The organism is Acidovorax sp. LjRoot38 (assembly GCF_964252975.1).
In the GTDB taxonomy this organism is placed as follows: Bacteria; Pseudomonadota; Gammaproteobacteria; order Burkholderiales; family Burkholderiaceae_C; genus Acidovorax; species Acidovorax facilis.
Genome location: NZ_CAXUPT020000005.1, coordinates 341,590 through 363,822, shown reverse-complemented (window position 1 = coordinate 363,822; position 22,233 = coordinate 341,590). Strand labels below are relative to the sequence as shown.

Annotated in this window: 15 protein-coding genes; 11 read left to right on the top strand and 4 right to left on the bottom strand. The window is 66.8% G+C overall.

What is annotated here, in order from left to right:
• Positions 1–149 precede the first annotated feature (149 nt).
• Both ACSQ22_RS11730 and ACSQ22_RS11725 read left to right on the top strand, forming a co-directional pair.
• On the top strand, positions 150–1,913 hold the full coding sequence (locus ACSQ22_RS11730) for an ExeA family protein (protein WP_436130380.1): 1,764 nt from the start codon (positions 150–152) through the stop codon (positions 1,911–1,913).
• A gap of 2 nt (positions 1,914–1,915) precedes the next feature.
• On the top strand, positions 1,916–2,746 hold the full coding sequence (locus ACSQ22_RS11725; protein WP_218298976.1) for a general secretion pathway protein GspB: 831 nt from the start codon (positions 1,916–1,918) through the stop codon (positions 2,744–2,746).
• Positions 2,747–2,929: 183 nt separating this feature from the next.
• Here the strand turns inward: ACSQ22_RS11725 and ACSQ22_RS11720 are convergent, their stop codons facing one another.
• Positions 2,930–4,108: an ABC transporter substrate-binding protein gene (locus ACSQ22_RS11720; protein ID WP_121422124.1), complete on the bottom strand. Its 1,179-nt coding sequence runs from the start codon at positions 4,106–4,108 to the stop codon at positions 2,930–2,932.
• Positions 4,109–4,286: 178 nt separating this feature from the next.
• Here ACSQ22_RS11720 and ACSQ22_RS11715 point away from each other — a divergent pair, with 178 nt between their 5' ends.
• A complete protein-coding gene (locus ACSQ22_RS11715) occupies positions 4,287–5,000 on the top strand; it encodes a Crp/Fnr family transcriptional regulator (RefSeq protein WP_199727044.1) in 714 nt (237 codons plus the stop codon).
• 89 nt (positions 5,001–5,089) lie between these two features.
• On the opposite strand, the gene ACSQ22_RS11710 is transcribed toward ACSQ22_RS11715, so the two are convergent.
• Positions 5,090–6,802 (bottom strand): methyl-accepting chemotaxis protein, encoded by a 1,713-nt coding sequence (locus ACSQ22_RS11710; protein WP_228897511.1) that lies wholly within the window; start codon positions 6,800–6,802, stop codon positions 5,090–5,092.
• A 396-nt stretch (positions 6,803–7,198) separates the two neighbouring features.
• On the opposite strand from ACSQ22_RS11710, the gene ACSQ22_RS11705 reads away from it, so the two are divergent.
• The 6 genes from ACSQ22_RS11705 to ACSQ22_RS11680 all read left to right on the top strand — a co-directional run bounded on the left by ACSQ22_RS11705 (position 7,199) and on the right by ACSQ22_RS11680 (position 14,659).
• A complete protein-coding gene (locus ACSQ22_RS11705; protein WP_121507712.1) occupies positions 7,199–8,095 on the top strand; it encodes a DUF4394 domain-containing protein in 897 nt (298 codons plus the stop codon).
• Positions 8,092–8,748 carry a methylamine utilization protein gene (locus ACSQ22_RS11700; RefSeq protein ID WP_199727043.1) on the top strand — a complete coding sequence of 219 codons (657 nt, stop codon included), beginning with the start codon at positions 8,092–8,094 and terminating at the stop codon, positions 8,746–8,748. The genes ACSQ22_RS11705 and ACSQ22_RS11700 overlap by 4 nt, the downstream gene beginning before the upstream one ends.
• Positions 8,745–11,114 carry a putative bifunctional diguanylate cyclase/phosphodiesterase gene (locus tag ACSQ22_RS11695; RefSeq protein WP_436130379.1) on the top strand — a complete coding sequence of 790 codons (2,370 nt, stop codon included), beginning with the start codon at positions 8,745–8,747 and terminating at the stop codon, positions 11,112–11,114. Before ACSQ22_RS11700 ends, ACSQ22_RS11695 begins: the two co-directional genes overlap by 4 nt.
• 325 nt (positions 11,115–11,439) lie before the next feature.
• Positions 11,440–12,267 carry a pseudouridine synthase gene (locus tag ACSQ22_RS11690; RefSeq protein WP_436130479.1) on the top strand — a complete coding sequence of 276 codons (828 nt, stop codon included), beginning with the start codon at positions 11,440–11,442 and terminating at the stop codon, positions 12,265–12,267.
• Positions 12,268–12,322: 55 nt separating this feature from the next.
• Positions 12,323–13,588: an esterase/lipase family protein gene (locus tag ACSQ22_RS11685; RefSeq protein WP_436130378.1), complete on the top strand. Its 1,266-nt coding sequence runs from the start codon at positions 12,323–12,325 to the stop codon at positions 13,586–13,588.
• Positions 13,589–13,723: 135 nt separating this feature from the next.
• On the top strand, positions 13,724–14,659 hold the full coding sequence (locus ACSQ22_RS11680) for a hypothetical protein (RefSeq protein ID WP_055400141.1): 936 nt from the start codon (positions 13,724–13,726) through the stop codon (positions 14,657–14,659).
• A gap of 267 nt (positions 14,660–14,926) precedes the next feature.
• Here ACSQ22_RS11680 and aqpZ read toward each other — a convergent pair whose 3' ends face one another.
• Positions 14,927–15,622 (bottom strand): aquaporin Z, encoded by a 696-nt coding sequence (gene aqpZ / locus ACSQ22_RS11675; protein WP_055400143.1) that lies wholly within the window; start codon positions 15,620–15,622, stop codon positions 14,927–14,929.
• Positions 15,623–15,945: 323 nt separating this feature from the next.
• Here aqpZ and htpG point away from each other — a divergent pair, with 323 nt between their 5' ends.
• The gene (gene htpG, locus ACSQ22_RS11670; RefSeq protein ID WP_436130377.1) at positions 15,946–17,922 is read left to right on the top strand and encodes a molecular chaperone HtpG; all 1,977 of its coding nucleotides are present in this window, start codon (positions 15,946–15,948) and stop codon (positions 17,920–17,922) included.
• Between the two features lie 120 nt (positions 17,923–18,042).
• Here the strand turns inward: htpG and ACSQ22_RS11665 are convergent, their stop codons facing one another.
• Entirely contained in the window at positions 18,043–18,351 is a 309-nt protein-coding gene (locus ACSQ22_RS11665) for a hypothetical protein (RefSeq protein ID WP_055400148.1), read from the bottom strand.
• Between the two features lie 312 nt (positions 18,352–18,663).
• Between ACSQ22_RS11665 and ACSQ22_RS11660 the strand changes: the two genes are divergently transcribed.
• The gene (locus tag ACSQ22_RS11660) at positions 18,664–22,104 is read left to right on the top strand and encodes an IPTL-CTERM sorting domain-containing protein (protein ID WP_436130376.1); all 3,441 of its coding nucleotides are present in this window, start codon (positions 18,664–18,666) and stop codon (positions 22,102–22,104) included.
• Positions 22,105–22,233 lie beyond the last annotated feature (129 nt).

The following is a 22,233-nucleotide window of genomic DNA, read 5'->3' as shown; positions in this document are numbered from 1 at the left end:
GACTTTGACGTCATCTTGTCTTGCCGACGACAATTTACGGGAAACTACTCCTCGGGTAAAACCCTGACGCACGGCGAACGGCCGATTGGCGAGGGTGGCGGACGGGGTATCGCGGAACGCTTCACAGGGGGGCGGTATCCTCACGGGCTATGTACGCCCCGTTCTTCGGCCTTCAGCACCCGCCGTTCTCCATCGCCCCCGACCCCCGCTACCTGTTCATGAGCGAGCGGCACCGCGAGGCGCTGGCCCACCTGCTCTATGGACTGGATGCGGGGGGGGGCTTTGTGCTGCTCACGGGCGAGGTGGGGGCGGGCAAGACCACCGTGTGCCGTTGCTTTCTGGAGCAGATCCCGTCGCACTGCAACGTGGCCTACATCTTCAATCCCAAGCTCACGGTGCGTGAGCTGCTGCGTTCCATCTGCGACGAGTTCGGGGTGCCGCACAAGCCCACCGTGCCGGGTGGTGTGGAAACGGTCAAGGATTACATTGACCCGCTCAACGCCTCGCTGCTGGCGGCGCACGCCGCCGGGCGCAACACCGTGCTCATCATCGACGAGGCACAGAACCTCTCGGCCGACGTGCTGGAGCAGCTGCGGCTGTTGACCAACCTGGAGACCAGCGAGCGCAAGCTGCTGCAGATCATCCTCATCGGCCAGCCCGAGCTGCGCGCCATGGTGGCCAAGCCGTCGATGGAGCAACTGGCCCAGCGCGTGATTGCACGTTTTCACCTGGGCGCACTGAGCCCGCAGGAGACACAGCAGTACATCGCACACCGCCTGGCCGTGGCCGGGCTCACCGGGCCGCTGCCGTTTGACCGGGGTGCCCTGCGGCGTGTGCATGCGCTCTCGCACGGCGTGCCCCGGCGCATCAACCTGCTGTGCGACCGGGCGCTGCTCGGTGCCTATGCGGCTGGCGCGCGGCAGGTGAACCGGGCCATCGTCAACCGCGCTGCGCGCGAGGTCTTCGATGCGCCGGCCTCGGCCGCTGCAGCGCGCAGCGCCCGGCAGGCGGGACTGCCGCGCTGGGCTCTGGCGGGCCTGGGTGCCGTGGCGGGTGCTGCAGCGGTGGCGGCTGCGGGCTGGGGCATGGGGGTGTGGCCTGCGCACCGTGGCGGCCCGCAGGTGGCCAACACAGGCCCTGGTGCCGCCGTGGCGCAGGGTGCGGCGTCCAGCTTGGGCGCGAAACCCCCGGCGGCTGCGGCGCCTGCGGCAGTGCTGCCCGCATCCGCTGCGGCTGCCTCCGCCCTGGTTGCTGCCGCGCCCGCTGTACCGGCGTCATCGGCGGCACCGTCTTCTGCGCTGGACCAATTTATGCAGGCCCAGCCTGCCACCGATGCGCCGGCCTGGCAGGCGCTGGCCTCGGCCTGGGGGGCGGCTTTGCCTGCGGGCGCGGATGCCTGCACTACCCTGCCGCGCGAGGGCTTGCGCTGCTACCGCAACCGCCGTGCGGGCCTGAACCTGGTGCGCCAGATCGACCGGCCCGTCCTGCTTGCGCTGTATCCGTCGGAAGAGGCCGAGGCCCCTGTCTCGGTCTTGCTGCGTGGACTGGATGGCGACAACGCCACGCTCGAAGGCGGCGGCCGCAGCTTGCGCGTGCCCGTGGCCGAACTGGCCCAAGTCTGGCGCGGCGAGATTGCCACGTTGTGGCGCGCCCCGGTGGGCATGCCCGACCGGGGCGAGATCACCGATTCACAGGCGGGCGCGGCCTGGCTGGACCAACGGCTGGCGAGCAAGGCCGCCGGTGGCTCGGGCCCCGGCAGCAAGCCGGTGACACCCGCTCAGCGCCAGTCGCGCATCCACCGGTTCCAGCTGGCCCAGGGCGTGACGCCCGACGGCCGCGCCGGCCCCCTGACCCTCATGCTGCTCAACCGCGCCACGGGCGTGAACGAGCCACGTCTGCGGAACACGCCTTAACCATGTCCTACATCCTTGATGCCCTGCGGCGTGCCGATGCCGAACGCGGCCGGGGCGCCGTGCCGGGCCTGCACACGCAGGCTGCGCCCACTTCTGGCGCTTCCTCCATGCCGGGTCAGGCCGGGCCGATCAACCTGTGGTTTGTCGCAGCGGGCGTGGTCGGAGCCGCTGCGCTGGCGGCCGGCGGCACCTGGTGGGCCCTGCGGCCCCAGGCCCCGGCTGTGGTGGTGGCAGCGGCCCCGGCTGTGCCAACGCCCGCTGCCGTGGCGCCCCCCGTGGCAGCGCCAACCCCGCCGCCGCCCCCTGTGCCCGCGCCGGAGCCTGCCCCGGCACCCGCACCCGCACCGATGGCACCGCTTGAGCCCCGCAGCGCGGACAAGCGCCCGGCAGACAAACGCAGCGCAGCACCTCAGCCACCCCCGCGTGAACGTGAGCGGCCCGTGGCCTCCGTGGTGGTGGCGGCTCCTGCGGCGGCCCGCGCCCCCGCAGCCGAGCAGCCCGCGCGCCCGCGCAGCCCGGCAGCTGCGCCCGCCCCCCAGGCCCCCTCAGCGCCTGCGCCACGGCCGTCACCAGACGCCGGAGTGGCACCACCGCCCGCCAGCCCCGTGTTTGCGCAGGGAGACCTGCCCGAGGCCTTGCGCACGCAGTTGCCTGCGCTCAAGGTGACGGGCGCCACCCATTCGAACAATCCGGCCTACCGCATGGCCATCGTCAACGGTCAGGTGCTGCACGAAGGCGACCAGGCGGCACCCGGCCTGGTGCTGGAGAAGATCGAGCCGGGGCGTACCGTCTGGTCGTTCAAGGGCTATCGGTATGGGGTGGCGGCGCAGTAGAAAAAAACATGAGCTAAAACAGCCTCTAGCGCTTATCCTGTAAGCGCTAATAGCTATCTATTTGATAGTTGTTTTGTGAGGCGCTGTGCTTTCAACACCTGGCTCCACGCAAAGCGAGAGCTACGGTGGAGTCGGCGTCACCGGCCCACCAAAGTCCGGGAGACGGCGCAGCAACCCCGGGGATCAGCGGATAAACCTGCCGTCGCGCCCCACCAGCGTCAGCTCCACAAACCGCGATGCATTGCGGTCGGGGGTGCTGGCGTTGATCTCGAAGCCACCCAGGTCCCACTTCTTGAGGTTCCAGGTGGCGTCGATGAAAGCGGCTCGTGTGGGGTTGCGGCCCGCGCGCTGCAGGGCCTCGGCAAAGACGCGGGCGTTGATGTAGCCCTCCAGCGCCAGGTGCGAGGGCTCGGCTGCGGCGCCCGAGGCCTTCCAGGCGGCCTGGAAGTCGCGCACCACCGGCATGACCACGTTGGAGGGCAAGGGCACGACCTGCGAAATGGCCATGCCCGTGGCATCTGCGCCCAGGGCCTTCACGGTAGCGGGGGTGCCCATCACCGACAGTGCATACAGCGTCACGCCGCGCTTGATGGCGCGAAACGCCTTCACGAATTCCAGCGTTGGCTTGCCTGCCAGGCCGATCACGATGGCTTCGAGGTTGCCGCTTGCCAGTTTGGTGGCTGCGGCGCCGGCATCCGACGCGTTGTTTTCGACCGTCACCGTCAGCGCCTCGGGCAGCTTGAGGCGGTCCATCGACTGTTTGGCGGCGGTAAAGATCTCTTTGCCGAACGCGTTGTTCTGGTAGACGATGCCGATGCGCTGGATGCCGATGGTAGACAGGTGTTGCACCAGCTTTTCGGCCTCGTCGGCGTAGCTGGCGCGGATGTTGAAAACACTGCGAGCCTTGGTGCGGCTCAGTTGCGCGCCGGTGAAGGGGGCGAAAAACGGAATGCCGCTCTCGATCACCTTGGGCAGCATGGCGTCGATCATGGGGGTGCCCATGCAGTTGAACAGCGCAAAGTACCCAGGGTCTGCCAGGAACTGCTCCACATTGGCCAGCGCCTTGGGCACATCGTAGGTGTCGTCCTGCGTGACCAGTTCAATGGTCTTGCCGTGGATGCCACCCCGTGCATTGATGCCCGCAAACGCTGCCTTGGCACCCTGGTGCATGGCCGACCCGAGATCGCCCAGCGGGCCGGTGAGGGCGGTGGACTGTGCAATACGGATGGTCCCTTCCTGTGCGCGGGCGCTGCCCAGCCCCAGCCAGGGCAGGCTGATGGTGGCGGTCGCGGCAGCCAGCAACTGGCGCCGGGCGATGTGGGACGGTGGGCGGGCGGTGGTCGGGGGCAGGTCGGCGGGCATGTGTGTCTCCTCAAAAGGCCCGGGCCTGCGCAGCGGCGGCCGGGGGAGGCGACATCATCCAATCACGATTGGCATTTTTTTGTCGGTCTGGCGACAATTGGGGTCGTGGTATTCCCGCACTTCCCCATCGCGGCAGACTGCCCTTTTTCATGAGAACCTTCGCGCCATGGACTCACGCATGAACCAGGATCTGTCTTTGCACCAGCGTCGTCGGCCACCCACGGCGGATGAGCTGGACGGCATTCCCTGGCTGCGACTGCTGCTGCCCGCCGAGCGCGAGCGCGCTGTGGCCTCGTTGCTGGTGGGGGATGCCAAGGCGGGCGACTATGTGTGCCGCGTGGGGCGCCCGGTGACCTACTGGTTTGGTGTGGTCGAGGGCCTGCTCAAGATGAGCACGGACAACGCCCAGGGCCAGACCATGACGTACGCGGGCCTGCCGCCGGGCGGCTGGTTTGGCGAGGGCACCACCATCAAGCGCGAGCCCTACCGCTACAACATCCAGGCGCTGCGCAAGAGTGTGGTGGCGGGGTTGCCGATTGACAGCTTTCACTGGCTGCTGGACCACTCCATCGGCTTCAACCGCTTTGTGATGAACCAGCTCAACGAGCGCCTGGGCCAGTTCATCGCCGCGCGCGAGATCGACCGCCTGAACAACCCCGATGTGCGTGTGGCCCGCAGCCTGGCGTCGCTGTTCAACCCGGTGCTGTACCCGGGCGTGGGCGAGGTGCTGCGCATCACGCAGCAGGAGCTGGCCTATCTGGTGGGTCTGTCGCGCCAGCGCGTGAACGAGGCGCTGGCTGCGCTGGAAGCGCAGGGCGCCATCCGTGTGGAATACGGCGGCCTGCGCGTGCTGGACTTGGCCGCGCTGCGGTCGAGTGTGTTTCCCCCCTGAGGCGATCGGCGCCTGGGGACGACGCCCTTGCTGCGGGGCGGCCCTTGCTGGGCGTCCCTGGCGTGGGGCGCGCCGGTTTCAAAGTCCGGTTAGCTGCGCGGCAGGGCGCGGGGGCGGGAAGGTGGCGAGGACAGGGGGCGGCTGCCGGTGGTGCGGGCAGGGGCGGGCACAGCCATTGGCGATGCAGAGGGGCTGCCTGCCCCCCAGCTGTTGTCATCGCCGCCGTCGCGCGTGAGGCGGAAGGTGCCCACCATTTGTGTGAGGCGCCCGGCCTGGTCTTTGAGGCTGTCGGCGGCGGCGGCGCCTTCTTCCACCAGCGCCGCGTTCTGCTGGGTCATTTCTTCCAGCGCACCCACCGAGTGGCTCACGTGGCCAATACGCTGGCTTTGCTCCTGTGTGGCGGCGGTGATCTCGCCCATGATGTCCGACACACGGCGCACCGAAAGCACCAGTTCTTCAATGGTCTTGCCGGCGTGGTTCACCAGGGTGCTGCCTTCCTGCACCTGGTCTACGCTGGTACCGATCAGCGCCTTGATCTCGCGCGCGGCATTGGCCGAGCGGCCCGCCAGGTTGCGCACCTCGCCGGCCACCACGGCAAAGCCCCGGCCTTGTTCGCCTGCACGGGCTGCTTCTACTGCCGCATTCAGCGCGAGGATGTTGGTCTGGAACGCAATGCCGTCGATCACGCTGATGATGTCGGCGATCTTGCGCGAGCTGGCGCTGATGGTGTCCATGGTGCGCACCACCTGCGACACCACCTCGCCGCCGCGCGTGGCGGCATCCGATGCGGTGGAGGCCAGCTGGTTGGCCTGGCGGGCCGAGTCGGCGCTCTGCGACACCGTGCCGGTCAGGTCCACCAGCGAGCTGGCCGCGCTTTGCAGGTTGTGCGAGGTCTGTTCGGTGCGCTGGCTCAGGTCCAGGTTGCCCGAGGCCACTTCCGAGCTGGCGACCAGGATGGAATCTGCCGTCTGGCCAATCTCACCCACCAGGGTGCGCAGGCGTTCCTGCATGGCGGCGATGGCTTCGAGCAGGCGGCCGGTTTCGTCGTGGATGCGCACTTCGACCTGCGAGGTGAGGTCGCCGCGCGCAATGCGTTCGGCCACCACCACGGCGCGGCCAATGGGGGCCGTGATGCTGGTGGTGATGCGCCAGGCAATCAGCGCGCCCAACCCAATGGCCAGCAGCACCAGCAGCCCGCCCACCACGCGGGCCTGGCTCTGCGTGTGCTCGGCCGATGCAGTGGCTTCGGCATTCAGCGTGTTTTGCAGGTCGATGAGTTCGCCCAGTTTGGTGCGCCAGGCGGTTTCGGCGGGCGCCACGCGGGTCATCAGCGCCAGGGTGGCGCTCACGGTATCGCCGTCGTCGGCGGCCTTGATGGCTGTGTCCAGTTCGGGGCGGGTCTTCTTGCCCAGGGCCTGCACTTCGCCCAGCAGTTTGATCTCGGTGGGGGTGGCGTTGGCGGGGGTCAGCAACTCCGCCAGCGCGGCTTCCTGGGTCGCATACAGCTTGAGCGTCTTGGCCACAGCATCAATCTGTTCGCGGGCCTGTTTGGGGTCGATGTCGTTGAGCATGGCCGCCGACCGGCTCTGAATGCCTATGGCGCTCACACTCTCCAGCATGCCATTGACCAGCTTGGCCTTGTTGGCGCCGATGCCCGTGATCTGGCGCATCTGCTCGTGCACCTTGCCCACCGAGAGCTGGCCCACGGCGGCCACCGCCACCAGCAGCACCAGCATGCAGCCAAAGCCCAGGCTCAGTCGGCTGGAAATCGACAGGGATTTGAGTGACGTTGCGGCCTGCATGGTGTTCCTTGGAGTCTCTGGGGACAATGAATCGTGTGGGGAGAACGAAGCAATAAGGGTGCCCGTGTCAGCCACCTGCTGAATGGCCTTGGTCTGCGTCCGGGTTCAAGGCAGTGTAGGCACAAATTACAAAATGTGTCATGACGCTTGCGGATAGTGGTATGCCCAATGTGCATGGGCTCGTTGTTACAAATTTGCGGGCAATTTTTTGCCATTTGTGAAAGCGTATGGCGGTATTGTTGCTTCGCAAGATTGCAGATAGAACTGGTGTTTACGCCTGTATTTAAAGCATCAAATGCTATACAAAATATAGCAATCCACTTTCCCTGGATTGCTCTGTGGCCACGCGGGAGTGGCCCATCAGGTATAAATCCGTTACAGATGCGAGGCCCCACGATGAAAGCTCTTTCCTTCCCCTTGGTGCGCCACATGGCTGCTGCAGCGCTGGTAGGCGCCGCGCTGGCGGGTTGCGCCACCGCACCCGCGCCAGAATCCAGCCAGCGCGAACTGGTCGTTGCGATCACGGCCTCGCACGAACTCATCACCTTCCACGCCGGCCAGCCAGACCGCATCCTGGAGCGGCGCCCCGTCACGGGTCTGCCCACAGGTGAGCGGCTGGTGGGTATCGACTTTCGGGTGGCGCGTGGCGTGCTCTATGCACTCTCTCAGGCGGGCCGCCTGTACACGCTCGACATTCCCACTGGCGCGCTGCGCCCCGTGGGGCCAGCACCAGCGGTCCTGGGCTTGCGGGGCACGGCCTTCGGCTTCGATTTCAACCCTGCGGCCGACCGGATCCGTGTGGTGTCGAACACGGGCCAGAACCTGCGCCTGCACCCCGACACCGGGGCTGCCGTGGATGGCGACCCGGCCGTCGAGGGTGTGCAACCCGACCCGGCCCTGCGCTATGCGTGGAGCGACACCCACGCCGGCCGCAATCCCGACATCGCAGGCGCCGCCTATACCTACAACGCCCAGGACAGCAAGATCACCACCAACTACGCCATCGACCGGACCCTCGGCGTGCTGGTGATGCAGGGCTCACGCGAAGGCACCACGCCTGTGGTGTCGCCCAACACCGGCCAGCTGCGCACCGTGGGGTCGCTGGGGCTGCCACGGCTCACCGACGTGGCGTTCGATATTTCGGACGTCGGCAATACCGCGCTGATTGCGGTGCGCACTTCGGTGGACAGCCACACGCGGCTGCACCTCGTAGACCTGCGCACAGGGGCCACCCGGCCGCTGGGCACCGTGGGTGAAGGCGCCCCCCTGCTGGGCATGGCCATCGAACCATGACCACCAGCTGCCATGCCCAGCGCACCAGGGCTTTGTCTGCGCTGACCGGCGTGGTTGTGGTGTTTGTGGCGTGTCTGGCAGGCCTGCCCACCGCTGCCCAGGCTGCCACAGTGCAGGTGGAGGTGCTGGATGCGGCGGGCAGGCCGCTGCCAGACGCCGTGGTGTTTCTCGAATCCGCCGATGCCCGCAAGGCGGTCAGGCCGCTGTCCGGTGCGGAGATGGCGCAGGAAAAGCGGCAGTTTGTGCCCGGCGTGCTCGTGGTGCCCGTAGGCACCGAGGTGCGGTTCCCCAACCATGATTCGGTGCGCCACCACGTCTATTCGTTCTCGCCGGCCAAGAAGTTCGAACTCAAGCTCTATACAGGCACGCCTTCCAACCCTGTGCTGTTCGACCGCCCTGGTGTGGCCGTGCTGGGCTGCAATATCCACGACCAGATGGTCGGCTGGATTGTGGTGGTGGACACCCCGTACTACGCCCGCACACCTGCCGCACCGGGCCGGGCGCAGATCGACAACGTGCCGCCCGGCACCTACACCTTGCGCACCTGGCACACGCGGTTGCCCGTGGGCGCGCCCGCGCAGGAGCAGGCGCTCACGGTGCCCGCCACGGGTGCTGCGGCGGCATCGGTGCGTTTGGCAGGGCTGCAGCCTTGAACCGGAAGAAGCTGTGCGAACTGGGGCGCAGCCTGATCTTGCGGCTGATTGGGCTCACGTTGCTGCTGCTGCTCATCGTGCAGGCTGCAGGTTTTGCCGTGGTGCGCGCCACCATCGAGCGCAATGCCCGTGCGCAGATTGCCCAGGCCCTGGACCTGGATGAAAACGTCTGGCGCCGTCTGTTGGAGCAGAACGCCGACAAGCTGCGCCAGGGTTCGGCCTTGCTGGCCGCCGACTACGGTTTTCGCTCGGCCGTGAATTCGGGCGACGAGGAGACCATCCAGTCGGTGCTCGAAAACCACGGCAACCGCATTGGCGCGGCGGTCACCGCGCTGCTGGGCACCGACCTGGAACTGCGCGCGGTCAGCCTGGCGGGCAACATGGAGGCGTTTCCGGCCACCTTGCGCGCGCTGGTGCCGCCGCTGGCCGCCCAGCCGCAGGGCAGCCAGATCGCGGTGATGGGCGGCGTGCCCTACCAGTTCGTGATGGTGCCGCTGCGCGCACCGGTGGTCATTGGCTGGGTACTGATGGGGTTCCCGGTCAACCAGCCGCTGGCCGATGAGATGCGGCAGCTGCTGGCGGTGCACGTGGCGCTGGTCGTGAAGGGCGAGGACGGCAGGGCCAAGGTGCCCGTCAGCACGCTGCCACCAGGCTCGCTGGCGCTGCTGCAGCGCGAGGGTGTGCCCTCTGGCGAGCTGCAGACGCCCGAGGGCATCCTGCTGGCGAGGGCCATTCGCCTGGACAGCGTGGGGGGCGAGGTGCAGGCGCTGCTGCTGCGGTCGGTGGACGAAGTGCTCGCCCCCTACCGGCAGCTGCAGGTGCTGCTGGCCATCATCACCGTGGCGGGGGTGATGCTGTTTGCGGTGGGCACGGGGCTGGTCGCACAACGCCTGACCACGCCGCTGCGCTCGCTGCTGGCCGCCACGCAGCGGCTGTCGCGCGGTGAATACGATGTGCCGCTGGAACACACCGACCGCAGCGACGAGATTGGCAACCTCGCACGTTCATTCGATCACATGCGCAGGGACATTGCTGCGCAGCAAACCGAGGTCCGCCGCCTGGCCTATTGGGATCGCCTCACGGGCCTGCCCAACCGGGAGCGCTTTCGCGAGGCGGTGGTGTTGGCCATTGCACGCAGCACCGGCGGTGCGGTGCCCCCGCACCCGCTGGCCGTGCTCACGCTCGACCTGGACCGCTTCAAACACGTGAACGACGTGCTCGGCTATTCCTTTGGTGACCGCCTGCTGCAGGCGGTGGCCGAGCGGCTGCGCCAGCAGGTGCCATCGCCCGACAACATGGTCGCCCGCCTGGGCGGCAACGAATTCGCCGTGCTGCTGCGGGGCGCCGATGCGGCCACCGCCCATGCCACGGCGTTGCGCATCACCCAGTCGTTCGAAGAGCCGCTGGCCTTCGAGGACCAGACGGTGGACCTGAGCGCTGGCATTGGCATTGCCTGCTGGCCTGGCGATGCCGACGATGCCGACACGCTGCTGAGCCGCTCCGAGATCGCCATGTATGCCGCCAAGCGCAGGCTCAGCGGGGCACAGCAGTACGACGCCTCATTTGATTCGGCCAGCGCGCAGACCCTGTCGCTGCTGACCGAGCTGCGCCACGCGGTGGAGCACCACGAGCTGCGCCTGTACCTGCAGCCCAAGGTGCCGCTGCACGGGCAGCCCGGCCGGGCTGCCGAGGCCCTGGTGCGCTGGCAGCACCCGCAGCGCGGCCTGGTGCCGCCCATGCAGTTCATTCCGTTTGCCGAACAGACGGGGTTCGTGCGGCAGCTCACGCTGTGGATGTTCGAAGAGGTGGCGCGCCTGCTGGCCGACCCGCGCACCCAGGGCCTGGCGCTGCGGGTGTCGGTCAACCTGTCCACACGCGATCTGCTCGACCCGGAACTCAGCACCCGCCTTGCCGACATTCTGGTGCGCCATGGCGTGCCGGCCAGTGCCTTCTGCCTGGAGATCACCGAAAGCGCCATCATGGACGACCCCCAGCGCGCCGAGGCCATGCTCAACCGGCTGTCGGAGCAGGGCTTCAAGCTGTCGATTGACGACTTCGGCACCGGCTATTCCTCGCTGGCCTACCTCAAGCGCCTGCCGGTCCATGAGCTCAAGATCGACAAATCGTTTGTGATGGGCATGGAGACGGGCGAGGACGACGCGATGATCGTGCGCTCGACCATCGACCTGGCGCACAACCTGGGGCTCACCGTGGTGGCCGAGGGGGTGGAAACCGCCGCCATTCTGGAGCGCTTGCGCACCTTGGCGTGCGATGAGGCGCAGGGCTATCACATTGCACGACCACTGCCGGTCGATGATTTCCTGGCCTGGCAAGAGGGGCAGGCGCATCAGGTGCGCCAGGGGTAAGTTTCTTTAGTTCTTGGTCTGCCAGGCCCCGCAGGCGAAAATACGCGCAATGTCTTCTCCTTCCAGTTCCCGCCCGCCTGCCGGCCCCGCTGCTGCCCCCGCCCCCGCGCCGGCTGCAGGCGCCAGCGCACCAGCGGCACCCGCAACCCGTCCTGTTCTCCGCCGTCCCGCCGTGGCCGCCAAAGCGGCTCCCGTCCGGCCCGCGCCGCCGCCGCGCGCTGCCAGGGCGCCCGCGCCCCCCAACTACCGCACGGCGTCGGGCTCGTTTGTTGCGCCCATCAAGCAAGCGCCCGAACGGGCGTCCGCGACGATCACCGTGAACGGCATGGTCAGCTCCCGCCTGAACAAGCGCATGGCCGAGCTGGGCCTGTGCTCGCGGCGCGAGGCGGACGACTGGATCGCCCAGGGCTGGGTGAAGGTCAATGGCCAGGTGGCCGAGATGGGCGTGCAGGTGTTGCCTACCGACCGCATCGACGTAGACAAGGTTGCCCAGGGTTTCCAGGAGCAGCGCGTCACCATCCTGCTGAACAAGCCCATCGGCTATGTGAGCGGCCAGGCCGAGGATGGCCACACGCCCGCGGTGGCATTGATCAACCCCCGCACGCACTGGCGTGACGACCCCAGCCGCAACCGATTTTCTCCGCCGCAGCTGCGTGGCCTGGCGCCTGCGGGGCGGCTCGATATCGACTCGGTGGGCCTCTTGGTGCTGACCCAGGATGGTCGGGTGGCCCGGCAGATCATTGGTGAGGACTCCGAGATGGAAAAGGAGTACCTGGTGCGCGTCGTTTACCAGGCACCGGGTCAGGTGGTGCCACGCCATCCCAGTGAGCGCTCCGCGCCGCTGCAGGAGATTGACGAGCGCGATCCTGTCAGCACCAATGTGCAGGCGGTGTTCCCCCCCGCGTTGCTGGCCCGGCTGCGCCATGGCCTGAGCCTGGACGGCGAGCCGCTCAAGCCCGCCAAGGTCGATTGGCAGAACCCCGAGCAACTGCGGTTTGTGCTGACGGAGGGCAAGAAGCGCCAGATCCGCCGCATGTGCGAGCTGGTGGGTCTCAAGGTGGTGGGGCTCAAGCGCATTCGCATCGGCCGCGTCATCCTGGGCAATCTGCCGGTGGGGCAGTGGCGCTACCTGTCTCCCAGCGAGCGGTTCTGAGTACCACCAGGCTCCCCGCGTCACCGCACTGCATCCCTTGAACGGAGCCTTCTCCATGCCTACCCCACTGCGACCTCGCGCTGATGTTGCCAACGCCGCCAAACCCCATCCGCTGCGCCAGTTGCGTGCGTCCGACTTGCGGGGAGTGGCGCGGTTGGCCACACAGGCCACCACGGGCATCAGCCGCGTGGCCGAGGGGGTGCACCAGTCGGTGCTGGGCACGCTGGGCCTGCCTGGAGGGGCGCAGCCGGGCCAGGCGCGCGGCCTGACCGGGCTGGTCTACCAGAGCATTCGGGGCGTGACACGCCTGGTGGACGCGGGCCTGCAGGCAGGTCTGGCGCGGCTGGAGCCGTTTTTTGAACCCGATGCGCCGCCCACCGCAGTGCAGTGGGAGCGCGAGGCCGTGCTCGCCGCCCTCAACGGCGTGATGGGCGACCGCCTGCAGCGCGACGACAACCCACTGTGCACCCGCATGGGGTTCTACCGGGATGGGCTGCCTTTGGACCTGCCCGCCCTGGCCGCCAGCGGCCGGGCCACGGGCAAGCTCTTGGTGCTGGTCCATGGCCTGTGCATGAACGATCTGCAGTGGCTGCACCAGGGCCATGACCATGGCGCCCACCTTGCGCAGGCGCTGGGCTATACGCCGGTCTACCTGCGCTACAACACGGGCCTGCACACGTCCGCCAACGGTGCCGAGCTGGCCGCCCAGCTGGAATCCCTGGTGGCGGCCTGGCCCGTGCCCGTGAAGGAGGTAGCGGTGCTGGCCCACAGCATGGGCGGCCTGGTGGCCCGCAGTGCCTGCCACCAAGCGGCGGCTGCGGGGCAGGGCTGGCTGGCGCTGCTGCGCCACCTCGTATTTTTGGGAACGCCCCACCATGGCGCACCGCTGGAGCGCGCAGGGCACTGGGTGGACACCCTGCTGGGCAGCACGCCGTATTCCCGGCCGTTTGCCCGGCTGGCGCAGCTGCGCAGCGCGGGCATTACCGACTTGCGCCATGGCCATGTGCTGGAGGCCGACTGGCAGGGGCGTGACCGCTTCGTGCGGCACCCTGACCGGCGCACCCCCGTGCCCCTGCCCGATGGGGTGGCCTGCCATGCTGTTGCCGCCACGCTGGCGGCGCGGCGCAGTCCGGCGGCCGAGCGGCTGGTGGGGGACGGGTTGGTGCCATTGCACAGTGCCCTGGGCATCCATGATGATGCGAAACGAACCCTGGGTTTTGCCAAGAGTCGGCAGGCCGTGTTCCACCGGATGGGCCATCTGGCGTTGCTGGGGGATGCGGGTGTGGCGCAGCAGCTGGAGCAATGGCTGCAGCCTGCGTGAAGACAAGCAAAAAACAGGCAACACGGCAGAACCGGAAAAGCGGTTCGGATGGCCTGTTTTTCCCCGCCAGCGGTCTTGCCGGGTGTGAGGCCACCGCTACCATGTGGCCACGAGATATGTAACAAGGAGAAGCTAGTGAGTGACGTGAAATACCGCCTGGTAACCCGCAGCGACTTTGACGGCCTGGTGTGCGCCGTGCTGCTCAATGAGCTCAACCTCATCGACGAGATCACCTTCGTCCACCCCAAGGACATGCAGGACGGCAAGATTGCCATCACCAGCCGTGACATCACCACCAACCTGCCCTATGTGCCCGGGGCCCATTTGGTGTTCGACCACCACGAGTCCGAAACGGTACGCAATTCGGGGCGGCGCTCCGAAAATCACATCATCGAAGCCCATGCCCCCTCGGCAGCCCGTGTGGTCTACAACCACTACGGCGGCAAGGCGGCCTTTCCGCGCATCACCGACGAGATGATGGCGGCGGTGGACCAGGCCGACTCGGCCCAGTATTCGCGCGAAGACATCCTCGACCCCCAGGGCTGGGTGCTGCTGAACTACATGATGGATTCGCGCACGGGCCTGGGGCGCTTTCGCGAATTCCGCATCAGCAACTACGCACTGATGATGGATCTCATCCAGTACTGCCGCGACCACACCATCGAAGAGATCCTGGCCCTGCCCGATGTGCAGGAGCGCGTGCAGCTTTACCGCGAACACGCCCCCAAGGCCCAGGAGCAGTTGCAGCGCTGCGCCATCCGCATCGGCAAGCTGGTCGTGCTCGATCTGCGCGAGGAGGACACCATCTGGGCCACCAACCGTTTCATGATCTATGCGCTGTTCCCTGACTGCAACATCTCCATCCACGTGATGTGGGGGTTGCAAAAACAGAACACGGTGCTGGCCACCGGCAAGTCCATCCTGGACCGCAGCAGCCAGGTTCACATCGGCAACCTCATGCTGGAGTTTGGGGGCGGTGGGCATGCGGCAGCGGGCACCTGCCAGGTGGCCAATGACAAGGCCGACCAGATCCTGCAGTCGCTGGTGCAGCGCATCACGCTGGAAGGCTGACGGGGGCAGGCCGCCACAAGGCCCGCATGGTTTGCATTCAACCGGGTTGCCGGGCTGGAAGCCGCCGACAGTGCTGTAGCGCGGCAGGCACGTCGCACCAGTGATACCTTGCGCTTCGCGCCACCCACGGGCGCACGAAGCTGGCGCGGCCCAGGCCAGTGCTCCCGCGCAAGGGCCGCCCCGCCGCGCTGGGAGCGTCCCCCTCCCGGCTCGCGCAGCGAGGCGAGAGAGGGGGAAGGCGTGAAGCGACTCAGGGGGTGTTTCACTTCAGTCGTCGCTCAGCAGCGCGCGGTAGATGGCGGCGCCCAGCAGTGCGCCTGCAATGGGCGCGGCCCAGAAGACCCACAGTTCCGACAGCGCATAGGCTGGGCCAAACAGCGCCGGACCGGTGCTGCGGGCCGGGTTGACCGAGGTGTTGGTCACCGGGATGGAGATCAGGTGAATGAGCGTGAGGCACATGCCGATGGCCAGCCCGCCAAAGCCGCTGGCCGCGCGTTTGGCCGTGGCGCCCAGGATCACGATGAGGAAGATGGCTGTCAGCACGACCTCCGTCACCACGGCGGCCATCAGCCCATAGCCGCCTGGGGAGTGTTCGCCATAGCCGTTGGTGGCAAAGCCCCCGATGTCTGCGCCCGGCTTGCCCGTGGCAATGAGGTACAGCACGGCCGCTGCAGCAATGGCGCCCAGCACCTGGGCCACCACGTAGCCCGGCAGCTCGGACGCCTTGAACCGGCCCCCCAACGCCAACCCTACCGACACGGCAGGGTTGAAATGCCCGCCCGAGATCGGCCCCAGCGCATAGGCCCCGGTCAGCACTGTGAGGCCAAAGGCCAGGGACACGCCGACAAAACCGATACCCAGCTGCGGGAAGGCGGCAGCCAGTACGGCGCTGCCGCAACCGCCAAATGTCAGCCAGAACGTGCCGAGGAACTCGGCGGACCATTTTTTCAGGGATGTGGGCATGGCAAGAGGGCTCCGGAGGAAAAGGGGGCAGAGGATGGGAAGGCGGCCTCGCACCGAGCGCCTTCGGTGGCGTGCATCTTATGGGGTCTAAATGACAGAAATTGCTGTCAAATGCCTGCAAATTGTCAACAATCTTCAGCGCCGAAATGGCTGTGCGGGATGGCTTCGGTGCGGGCCGCAGGTGGTGAGGGGTGTGCGCCGCACAGTGCAACCCTTGAAATCACCGAGTCCGCCCCGAGGTGAACACGCGCGAATGCCTTTCCTGGCCTCCTGGGCGTGAAACGCGTTCTTTTTGCACCTTACACAGCAACCTCCAAGACACCATGAGCACAAAACAAACCCTGTCTTTCCAGGCCGAAGTAGCGCAACTGCTGCACCTGGTCACCCATTCGCTGTATTCCAATCAGGAGATCTTCCTGCGCGAGCTGATCTCCAACGCGTCGGACGCCTGCGACAAGCTGCGTTTTGAAGGCCTGAACAACTCCGCGCTGTTTGAAGACGCCCCCAACCTCGAAGTGCGCGTGACCTTCGACAAGGCCGCCAAGACGCTGACCATCACCGACAACGGCATCGGCATGAGCCAGCAAGAAGCCATCGACCACCTGGGCACCATCGCCAAAAGCGGCACCAAGGACTTCATGGGCCGTCTCTCAGGCGACCAGAAGGCGGATGCCCAGCTCATCGGCCAGTTTGGCGTGGGCTTTTACTCCGGCTTCATCGTGGCCGACAAGATCACCGTGGAATCGCGCCGCGCGGGCCTGAAGGCCGACGAAGGCGTGCGCTGGATCAGTGGCGGCACGGGCGACTTCGAGGTGGAGACCATCACCCGCGCCCAGCGCGGCACCAGCATCATCCTGCACCTGCGCGACGACGCCGAGGAATACCTCAACGCCTGGAAGCTCAAGCAGGTCATCGCCAAGTATTCCGACCACATCAGCCTGCCCATCCTGATGGAAAAGGAAGAGTGGAAAGACGGCGAGCTGATCAACCCCAATGACGAAAACGGCGGCCGCCAGCCCGGCGGCATGGTCAAGACCGGCGAGTGGGAAACCATCAACAAGGCCAGCGCCCTGTGGACGCGCCCCAAGAAGGACATCACCGAAGAGCAGTACGCCGAGTTCTACAAAACCATCAGCCACGACCACGAGGCCCCGCTGACCTGGGCGCACAACCGAGTGGAAGGCAACACCGAGTACACGCAGCTGCTGTACATCCCCGCCAAGGCGCCGTTTGACCTGTGGAACCGCGACAAGAAGGCCGGCGTGAAGCTGTACGTGAAGCGTGTGTTCATCATGGACGACGCCGAGGCGCTGATGCCCACCTACCTGCGCTTCGTCAAGGGCGTGATCGACTCCGCCGACCTGCCGCTGAACGTGAGCCGCGAGCTGCTGCAGGAAAGCCGCGACGTGCGTGCCATCCGCGAAGGCTCGACCAAGCGCGTGCTCTCGATGCTGGAAGATCTGGCCAAACACGACAAGCATGACACCGCAGCGGGCGCCGACGGCGTGACCGATGTGGTGGATGCCGACGACAAGGCCAAGGAAGGCAAGTACACCGCGTTCTACGCCGAGTTTGGCGCCGTGCTGAAGGAAGGCCTGGGCGAAGACTTTGGCAACCGCGAGCGCCTGGCCAAGCTGCTGCGTTTTGCATCCACCTCCAGCGACGCCGTGACGGTCGGTTTTGCCGATTACAAGGCCCGCATGAAGGAAGGCCAGGAGGCGATCTACTACATCACCGCCGACACCCTGGCCGCTGCCAAGAACAGCCCGCAGCTCGAAGTCTTCAAGAAGAAGGGCATCGAAGTGCTGCTGATGACCGACCGCGTGGACGAGTGGGCGCTGAACTACCTGCACGAGTTTGACGGCACGCCGCTGCAAAGCGTGGCCAAGGGCGCCGTGGACCTGGGCACGCTGCAGGACGAGGCCGAGAAGAAAGCCGCCGAAGAAGCTGCCGAAGCCTTCAAGCCTGTGCTGGCCAAGCTGAAAGAAGCGCTCAAGGACAAGGCCGAAGACGTGCGCGTGACCACGCGCCTGGTCGATTCACCCGCCTGCCTGGTGGTGCAGGACGATGGCATGAGCACCCAGCTGGCGCGCATGCTCAAGCAGGCCGGCCAGCAGGCGCCCGAGACCAAGCCTGTGCTGGAGGTGAATGCCGAGCACGCGCTGGTCAAGAAGCTCGATGGCAGTGTGCACTTCCACGACCTGGCGCACATCCTGTTCGACCAGGCGCTGCTGGCCGAGGGCGGCTTGCCTGAAGACCCCGCCGCGTATGTGAAGCGCGTGAACGCCTTGCTGGTGTAAAAATTTAGGCAAAATCGGCCTCTGGCGCTTGTCCATCAAGCGCTAAGTGCTATAAAAATAGTAGTAAAAACCGGTGGTGCCTGGCACCACCGGTTTTTTCATGGGGCTTTACAAAGCCGCTCAATCTTCGGGCTGGGCCTGCTCCAGGATGCGGCTGTGTGCCTGGTTGCGTTCCTGCGAGGGGGTGTCGATCAGCTCCTTGAGCGCCCCCTCTGGCAAACGCAGTCCCTTGCGCCGGTCGTTCTTGACCGGCAGGTTGCGCCAGCCCGACAGCACCAGCCAGTCCCACAGTTCCCTGGGCAGCGGATGGGTGACGGCCATCTTGACCTGCCCCCGCAGGATCACGGTGCCCACGGCGGGCAAAGGCCCCACGGGGGCGGGCTTGCGCTTCTGGCGAATGGAGAGGAGCGTGCGAAACATGTCCTTCATGGGTGGGCCAACTCGCGGTAGATCGAAGATGGCGCAGCATAGCCCAGGGCCCCCCAGCCGGTCCACCACCCGTGTTGCCCACCGGGGTGGCGTGCACCCGTGGTGCAAACAATACGCAATACCGTTCGCAACCGTTAACGATTGTTGCCGGGCGGATTGCGCCCCCGTCCGTCGATAAATTCCAACCCAGCCTTGGTCCGTGGCGGCCACGGTACATCCACGCACTCCCTGCATTTTTTGCCAGCCCCTCGGGGCCTGGTGAGGTTGCGGCGTGGCCGGAAGTCGGAGCCATTCACCTCAGGAGTATTTTTGATGCTTTATCGATTGACGCGATCTTGGGAGGGCGCATGCGCCTTCTGGCGCGCGCGCACATCCAGTGGGCCCGCGCAGCCTGCTACAAGCCCTGCGCACAGCGCGGTACGCCGCTTCCGCTGGCTCTTGCTGGCGGGTGGCCTGTTTGCGGGTGCAGCCATGGCGCAGTCTGCCGACCTGGTGGTCAACCATGCGGATTCGCCGGACCCCGGGCCCGCAGGCGGCATCTTCACGTACACGCTGCGCATCGACAACAACGGCCCCAACGGCGCCACCGGCGTCACGCTGACGGACACACTCCCGGTGGGCTCCACGTTCGTGGATGTGGCCACCACAGCAGGCACCTGCAGCCAGGCGGCGGGTGTCGTCGATTGCACGTTGGGCAATATCCCGTTCAACAGCAACCAGACCGTGACCATCCGGGTGCGGCTGCCTTCCGCCGGGGTCTGGACCAACACCGCCACGGCTGGCAGCGCCACGTCCGACCCGAACACCAGCAACAACGTCAACAGCGTGCAGGACACCACTGCCACGCAGGCGGCCGACCTTGCGCTGGTGGCTACGCCCTCCACGGCCAACGTGGTGGCCGGCCAGGCCTACAGCTACGCGCTGCAGGCTGCCAACAACGGCCCGAACGCGGCCGATGGCAGCCAGCGGATTACCTTCACAGTGCCAGCCGGCGCGTCGATTACCTCTGTTCCGACAGGCACGGGCTGGTCCTGCACGCCATCGGGCGGCTATCCGCTGAGCAGCGGCAATGTGACCTGCACGCGCACGGGCACCCTGGCCAGTGGAGCGTCCGCCTCGGTGCTGACGGTTCCCGCCGTGTCCAACGTCAATGGCACGGTGACGGCGGCTTTTGCCATCGATGGCATCAAGCCCGACAACTCCGCCATGCCCGATGGCAACACCTCCAACAACACCACCTCGGCGGACGTAACGTCCACCTCGGGTGCCGACGTGTCCATCACCAAGACAGCCGCCAGCTCCAACGTGGCCCAGGGTGCCAACGTGGTGTACACGCTCACGCCGCGCCTCAACGGCGGGGTGTCGCTGGCGGGTCAGCCGGTCACCGTGACCGATACGCTGGGCGCCGGACTTAGCTTCGTATCTGCCGTCGGCACGGGCTGGGTCTGTGACGCCACGATCACCTGCACGCGCACCGAATACACCGGTGCCAACTTCAGCAACATGCCCACGATCACCGTGACCGCCACGGCCAACAGCGCAGGCACGCTGGGCAACACGGCCGGTATCAGCACGGCGCTGCCAGACCCGGTGCCCGCCAACAATTCGGCTTCGGTCAACGTGACGGCCAGCAACGACGCCGACATGCAGCTGACCAAGACGGCCAGCATCAACCCCGTGGTGCCGAACCAGGCGTTCAATTACACGCTGACCGCGCGCAACACCGGGCCGCTGGCCGTGCCCAATGGCCAGACCATCACCATCACCGACCAGGTGCCGGCGGGCGTGAGGCTCGACAGCCTGGTCAGCGCGACGGGCTGGACTTGCGACGCTTTGCCGTTCACCGGCCCCGGCAACTGGGCCTGCTCGCGCTCTACCGGCCTGAACGCCAATACCAATGCCCCTGCCGTCACGGTGTCGGCCGTGCTGACGGGCACTGGCACCGCCACCAACAACGCCTGCGTGGCGCTGGGGGCGGGTGTGCGCGTGGACAGCAACGGTGCGAACAACTGCGTGGGTGTGGGCGTGACCTCCACGGCCACCGAGGCCGACCTGCGCGTCGTGTCCAAGACCGCTGCGCCCGACCCTGTGGTCGCGGGCCAGAACCTGACCTATGTCATCACCGTGGACAACGTCGGCCCGGCCGCTGCCACGAACGTGGTGGTGTCGGATACGCTGGGCAGTCTTGTGAACACAGGGGGGTTTCAATCTGCCGTGGCCTCGCAAGGTAGCTGCACGCCCAACGCTGTCACCAACGGCACCTCGCAGAACCTGAGCTGTAACCTGGGCACGCTGAACTCCGGCGCGCAGGCCACCGTGACCGTGGTGGTGCGCCCCAGCATTGCCGTCAGTGGCCCGCGCACCAACACCGCGACCGTGCGCTCTACCGACGTGGGCGACCCCAACCAGGCCAACAACAGTGGCAGCGTGACCAGCCAAGTCACGGCCATCGTGGATGTGACGGCTGCCAAGACGGCCACTCCGTCCACCGTTGCGGCCGGGGCTCCCATCACCTTCGTGGCGACGATTGGCAACACAGGGCCTTCCACGGCACAGACCGTGCAGATGGTGGACACCCTGCCGTCCAACGCCGCCTTTATCGACGTGGTGAGCGTGAGCGGGGGCGGCAGCTGCGCGCCCATCACCGCGGGCACGGTGGGCGGAACGCTCACCTGTAATTGGGCCAGCATCAATTCCGGATCGCAGCAGACGGTGAACTACCGCATGCGCCCCCTGGGCAGTGCAACGGGCAGCACGGTGGTCAACAGCGTGGCCGCAACCACGGCCACCGCCGAGTCGAACGCCGCCAACAACAGCGCCACGACCAGCACCCCGGTCACTGCCGCGCAGCTGGACATCCTGGTGAACAAGGTGGACAGCGCTGATCCGGTCGACCTCGGACAAAACACGACCTACACGATCACGGTGAATAACAGCGGCCCGTCGTTTGGCACCAACGTGGTGATGACCGACATCTTCCCCGCACCGGGCTCCTCGCCCACGGCCACCTTCAGCTACCAGGGCGCGCTCACGGTGAATGCAGGCGGCGCGTGTACCGAACCCACGATGGGGGCGACCAGCGGCACGCTGACCTGTAGCTTTCCGGGGCTGAGCAGCGGCCAGAGCGCCACCATCACCTACGTCATGCGCGCGGAGACCCTTACCGTCAATGGCGCCACCAGCGGCACGGCCTTCAACCAGGCGAGTGTGGTGGTGGACGAAACCGAGACCACGCTGGCCAACAACGTGGTGACCCATGACACCACCGCGCGCCGCTTTACCGTGGCCACGGATCTGGCACTGAACAAAACAGCGCCGGCAGGTCCTCTTACGCCCGGCGCTGCGCTCGCCTACACCTTGGTGGTCACCAACAATGGCCCGCTGGCCAGTGATGGAGCGCAGGTCGTGGACGTGCTGCCCGCCGGGGTGAACTTTGTTTCAGCGCCAGGTTGCGTCAACGCGGCCGGGACCGTCAGCTGTGGTGTCGGAGCGCTGGCGGTGGGGGCATCGCGCACCTTCACGATCAACACCACCCTGGCCACCCCTTACAGCGGTGCGCGTCCTCTGGTGAACTCTGCCACGGTGGATGCGCCGGGCGACACCAACCCTGGCAACAACACGTCCAGCGCCTCGACGACGGTGACGGGCAACGCCAGCAACATTCCGACGCTGTCGGAATGGGGCCTGATCCTGCTGGCTGCATTGCTGGGCCTAATGGCCTGGCAGCACCCTGCCATGGGCCGCCGCCGGTAGCCCGGCAGCCACCACCGCCGCGATCACTTCGCGGCGGCGGGCGGAACGCCAAAAGGCCAGCACGCTGCAAAGCGTGCTGGCCTTTTTTTGTTGTTCAGGGAAGGAGCACGTGGCGGCTTGTGCGCCGTC